Annotated in this window: 3 protein-coding genes and 2 tRNA genes; 2 read left to right on the top strand and 3 right to left on the bottom strand. The window is 64.2% G+C overall.

Going from position 1 to position 1,836, the window contains the following annotated elements:
* Positions 1–23: 23 nt before the first annotated feature.
* Both ACNPM4_RS13455 and orn read right to left on the bottom strand, forming a co-directional pair.
* Positions 24–96, bottom strand: a tRNA-His gene (locus ACNPM4_RS13455).
* Positions 97–132: 36 nt separating this feature from the next.
* Positions 133–759 (bottom strand): oligoribonuclease, encoded by a 627-nt coding sequence (gene orn, locus ACNPM4_RS13450; RefSeq protein ID WP_105709888.1) that lies wholly within the window; start codon positions 757–759, stop codon positions 133–135.
* 87 nt (positions 760–846) lie between these two features.
* Here orn and ACNPM4_RS13445 point away from each other — a divergent pair.
* A tRNA-Arg gene (locus ACNPM4_RS13445) sits at positions 847–919 on the top strand.
* An 80-nt stretch (positions 920–999) separates the two neighbouring features.
* Here the strand turns inward: ACNPM4_RS13445 and ACNPM4_RS13440 are convergent.
* Positions 1,000–1,269, bottom strand: a complete 270-nt coding sequence (locus ACNPM4_RS13440) for a hypothetical protein (RefSeq protein WP_105709889.1) — start codon at positions 1,267–1,269, stop codon at positions 1,000–1,002.
* Between the two features lie 209 nt (positions 1,270–1,478).
* On the opposite strand from ACNPM4_RS13440, the gene ACNPM4_RS13435 reads away from it, so the two are divergent.
* Positions 1,479–1,836, top strand: a 358-nt coding sequence (locus ACNPM4_RS13435; RefSeq protein WP_448986001.1) for a single-stranded DNA-binding protein, incomplete at its 3' end; no start/stop codon positions are given.

Raw genomic sequence — 1,836 nt, 5'->3', positions numbered from 1 at the left:
GGGGTTCGGGCCTTCTTCCTGAGGGTGAGTAACGGGACTCGAACCCGCGACATCCGGCACCACAAGCCAGCGCTCTACCAGCTGAGCTATACCCACCATGTGCCCGCCGGAGCAGGCAACCATACGAGTCTATTACATGTTCGGAGTGAACTCGGACACCGTACGGGTGGCGATCTCCCGTGCGTCGTCGCTCGACGGGCCGGGCTCGTCGACGAAGACAGCCTCTCGGTAGTAGCGGAGTTCGCGGATCGACTCCAGGATGTCGGCCAGCGCTCGGTGCCCGCCGTCCTTCGCCGGTGCCTGGAAGAAGACGCGTGGGTACCACCGCCGCGAAAGCTCCTTGATGCTGGAGACGTCAACGTTCCGGTAGTGCAGCCACTGGTCGACCTGCGGCATGTACTTCGCGAGGAACATCCTGTCGGTACCGATCGTGTTGCCGGCGAGCGGCGCCTTGCGCTCGAGCGGAACGAAGCGCTTGATGTATGCGAGTGTCTGTTCCTCGGCCTCTTCGAGAGAGACCCCGTGCGGGATCTCCAGGATCAGGCCGGACGTCTCGTGCATCTTGGTCACGAAGTCATTCATGTGCTCGAGGGCTGCAGCGCCGGGGCGGATCACCACCTGAAAACCGGGATCGACGGGGTTGAGCTCGAAATCGGTGATGACGACAGCGATCTCCACGAGCTCATCGACCGCGAGATCGAGGCCCGTCATCTCGCAGTCGATCCAGACGAGACGATCGTTCTCGGACGCAGATACCATGCCGCCATCCTATCGACGGCCCCGACATCGCTGGGGAAGATGCACTTCCTCGAGCATCGTCGGGTCCGCGATACTCTAGAAGCGTGCGCCTCCGTAGCTCAGGGGATAGAGCAGGAGCCTTCTAATCTCTTGGTCGCAGGTTCGAATCCTGCCGGGGGCACCTTCACCCGATCCGTGTCGGACGGGACGCGAGCTCGTCGCGATGAGCCCATCGACCCGGTCGGGCGCGATCCTTCTGCCTCAGCAGTAGCGAAGCGCGGCGACCGCGTCGTCCGCACGCCAGAACTCACCGATCACGCGAAAGACCCCGGTCGCGAGGTGCAGGCGCTCGGCGCGATATCGGATTCCGAGGGGATCAGCGACGATACGCAGGTGGCCGAGGACATGTTCTCGTCGGTCCTGCACGCGCCAAAGGTGATCCGCGGCGCGGACGAGGTGCTCGCGGGGAGAAGAGAGCCGGGGCGTGGCATAGGGGACGTCGGGGAGAGAGGTGGTCAAGCTTTCGGACATCGGAACTCCTTTCGTGATTCGAAGCTATGACCGACCACCGACATTCGCCTGTCCGTGGCGACACGCGCTGTGATCTGCCCTTTCTGCACCGCAAGGCGTTCATGAGCGCTGTCCACGCTTCGCGTATTCCAGGTCGGTTGCCGGGTGCGGTGCGGGCCAGGCTGGGGCGATCCGGACGGGCTCCGCTCCGGTCGACGAAAGGACAGCACATGATCGACATGGTCACCATCGTGGGAAGAGTCGCCACGGATCCGACCCAGGGTCAGACCGGGGGAGGCGTGCCCGTCACGAACTTCCGTCTCGCGAGTACTCATCGTCGTTTCGACGCCGCCACGCAGGAGTGGACGGATTCCGGCACCAACTGGTTCTCGGTCGCCGCCTTCCGGAGCCTCGGCGAGAATGCGAAGGCATCGTTGCGAACCGGGGACAGCGTGATCGTCACCGGGCGGCTGAAGATCCGCAACTGGGAGAGCAACGGCAAGCACGGCACGAGCGTCGACATCGACGCGGACACCATCGGGCATGACCTGCGGTGGGGCACGACGGCTTATCGGCCGCAGTCGCGGG

It is taken from the genome of Microbacterium umsixpiens, assembly GCF_053543675.1.
The sequence above is the reverse complement of the archived record's forward strand: the minus strand, read 5'-3'. Positions and strand labels throughout refer to the sequence as shown.